Genomic DNA, 3230 nt, shown 5'->3' on the forward strand with positions numbered 1-3230 from the left:
GCTGGGGACCGGGGTGGCCGGGTGGGTGGTGTACGCGAAGCTCGACGGGAACATCACGCCGGACGAGGCCGCCGCGGCGGAGCTGGCGCGGTACGCGAAGGAGCGGCCGACCGCGCTGGTGAAGGACGCCCAGAACGTGCTGTTGATCGGTTCGGACTCGCGCGCGGGGGACGGCAACAGCGCCTACGGGCGGGATTCCGGCACCGAGCGGTCGGACACGACGATCCTGTTGCATCTGTCCGCCGGGCGGCGCAGCGCGACGGCCGTGTCGATACCCCGCGATCTCATGGTGGACGTGCCGGCCTGCCGTCGGCCGGACGGTTCCCGGTCGGCACCGACGTTCGCGATGTTCAACTACTCGTTCCAGACGGGTGGTTCGGCGTGCACGATCCGGACGGTCGAGAAGCTGACCGACATCCGGATCGACCATCACGTCGTCGTCGACTTCCACGGCTTCAAGAAGATGGTCGACGCTCTCGACGGGGTCGAGGTGTGCCTGAAGGAGCCGATCCGCGACAAGGCGGCCAGACTGCGGCTGCCCGCGGGGCGGGTGACGCTCGACGGCGAGCAGGCCCTCGGCTACGTCCGCGCCCGCAAGACCCTCGGCGACGGCAGCGACACCGACCGGATGGACCGGCAGCAACGATTCCTCGGGGCGCTCGTCAACAAGGCGCAGAGCAATGACGTCCTGCTGAATCCGGTGAAGTTGTATCCGGTGCTGGACGCGGCCACGTCCTCTCTCACCACCGACCCTGATCTGGCGAGTCTGCGCGGTCTCTACGAACTCGCGCGCGGCCTGCGTGACATTCCCACCGAACAGGTGCGATTCCTGACTGTTCCGCGGGAGTCGTATGTCTACAACGCGAATCGCGACCAACTCGTGGAGCCCGCCGCGGAGAAGCTCTTCGAGCGACTGCGGACGGACGCGCCGGTCGCCGTCACCGGGAAATCACCGGAGGAGGAGAGGAAGCCGGAGAAGTCCGCGAAGCCAGGGAAGTCTGCGAAGCCGGGGAATTCCACCTCTTCGGAGTCGCCCGATCACGATAAGTACACGTCGCCGAGTCCGTCGGAGCCGAGTTTCGAAGGGAACACGGCAGGCGATCACACCTGCGCGTGAGCCGTGCGCACAGCCGTGGGTAAAGCGCTTCCCAAGCGGGCCGGTCATGGCGAACTCCAGTTCAAGGAAATGGCCCGGATTGCCCGGTTGTAGGGACGTGGAATTTGTCACCGTCGTCGCTCCGCGCCGAACTTGGCAGCTAGTGTGAGCGATCCGGTGCACCCGGCCTGAGGACCGTTCTGGGGTCGTGCACTGTGTGACCGAGACCCGAGCGCCTAGTGGGGGTAAAGGCGCCGCGTGGCCCCGACGGAGGATTACGACAACCGTGGACGCGCAAGGCCGTGGGCGGGTGGAGAACATCGACCCCGCAGACCAGTGGGTACTCAATCCGGACACCGGCGAATACGAACTGCGACTGAGCCCTTCCGCACCGCAGTCGGCGGTGCCCGGACCTCGCAGACGTGCCGCCCGTGCGGCGGGCCGCGCACCGGCCCCCGAGGCCGCTTCCGGCAGCCGTACGACGGCTCCGGACCGGGACGCCCCGGAGGTGCCGGGACCGCGCCGGCGACGGGGTGTGCCGGAGGAGCCCGCGCCCGGCAGGCGCGGTCGCCGGCCGGCGAAGAAGAAGTCGAAGGCCAAGAAGGCCCTGCTGTGGACCGGCGGGATCATGGCCTTCGTGCTGCTGGGCACCGCCGGTGCGGCCTACCTCTACCTGGAGCACCTCAACGACAACATCACGTCCGTCTCCGACGACGGCGCGGGCACCGGTGGCTTCAGCAAGGACAAGGCGATCAACCTGCTGGTGATCGGCACCGACAAGCGCACCGGCTCGGGCAACGAGGGCTACGGCGACTCCGGCAGCGTGGGCCACGCCGACACGACGATCCTCCTGCACGTCTCCAAGGACCGGACGAACGCGACCGCGCTCAGCATCCCGCGCGACCTGATCGTGGACGTCCCGGACTGCCCGACCGAGCAGGAGGACGGCACCAGCGAGGTCATCAAGGGCACGCAGGGCGTCCGCTTCAACACCAGCCTCGGCCAGGACGGCCGTACGCCCAGCTGCACCATGCGCACGGTGACGGAGCTGACCGGGGTCACCCCGGACAACTTCATGGTGGCCGACTTCAACGCGGTCAAGACGCTGACGACGGCGGTCGACGGCGTCGAGGTGTGTCTGGCCAAGGACATCGACGACCCGGACTCGCATCTGAAGCTGTCGGAGGGCACCCACACCGTCCAGGGCGAGCAGGCGCTGGCGTTCCTGCGCACCCGGCACTCGGTGGGCTTCGGCGGTGACCTGAGCCGGATCGCGATCCAGCAGCAGTTCCTCGGTTCGCTGATGCGCAAGCTGAAGTCGAACGACACGCTCACCAGCCCCACCAAGATGATCAAGCTGGCGGAGGCGGGCACGAAGGCGCTCACCGTCGACTCCCAGCTGGACAGCATCACCAAGCTCAAGGACCTGGGCCTGGAGCTGGGCAAGCTCAACACCAAGAACCTGACCTTCACCACGGTGCCCGTCGTCGACAACCCGGCCGAGAAGGTCAAGGCCACGGTCGTCCTGAACAAGGCGACGGCGCCCACCGTCTTCCAGATGATCAAGGACGATGTGTCCTTCACCGAGGTGAAGGAGCAGGCGAAGGCGTCGAAGGACGCGGCCGCGGCCGCTGCCGCGGCCCGCCTCAAGGGCACCCAGTCCGCGGCCTCCGAGGTGCGGGTGCAGGTCATGAACGGCGGAGCGGAGGCCGGCAGCGCCCAGGCCACTCTCAGCTGGCTGCAGGTCGAGGAGGGCGTGACGAAGTCCGAGAACGCCGGCAACGCGCCGGCGGCGCTCAGCAGGACGACGCTCGAGTACGGGCCGGAGCAGGCCGCCCAGGCGCGCAAGCTCGCCGCCATCATGGGGCTGCCGGGGACGGCCCTGAAGCCGGGCGAGAGCGTCACGAATTCCCAGGGCCTGCCGACGATGACACTGACCCTGGGCAAGGACTTCAAGGGGGCGGGCGTCTCGCTCACGGCCCCGACGACCGTGCCGGACACGGTCGACAAGTCCACGGCGGACAAGGTCGAGTGCGCCAAGTAGGTAACCCTGCGGGCCCGTCGAGCGTCTGACTTGACGCGGGACGGGCCCGTGTCATGTCAGGCGCACGAGGGGGAGGGGTGGGGCCAGTGG

The 3230-nt window shown here is 68.5% G+C and carries 2 protein-coding genes; both read left to right on the plus strand.

What is annotated here, in order from left to right:
* The first annotated feature begins 1 nt into the window (after position 1).
* Positions 2 to 1117 (plus strand): LCP family protein, encoded by a 1116-nt coding sequence (locus tag BZL64_RS00905; RefSeq protein ID WP_086764921.1) that lies wholly within the window; start codon positions 2 to 4, stop codon positions 1115 to 1117.
* A 265-nt stretch (positions 1118 to 1382) separates the two neighbouring features.
* Entirely contained in the window at positions 1383 to 3140 is a 1758-nt protein-coding gene (locus BZL64_RS00910; RefSeq protein ID WP_086764925.1) for an LCP family protein, read from the plus strand.
* Positions 3141 to 3230: the final 90 nt, after the last annotated feature.

Source organism: Streptomyces bobili (assembly GCF_002154575.1).
Lineage (GTDB): Bacteria > Actinomycetota > Actinomycetes > Streptomycetales > Streptomycetaceae > Streptomyces > Streptomyces bobili.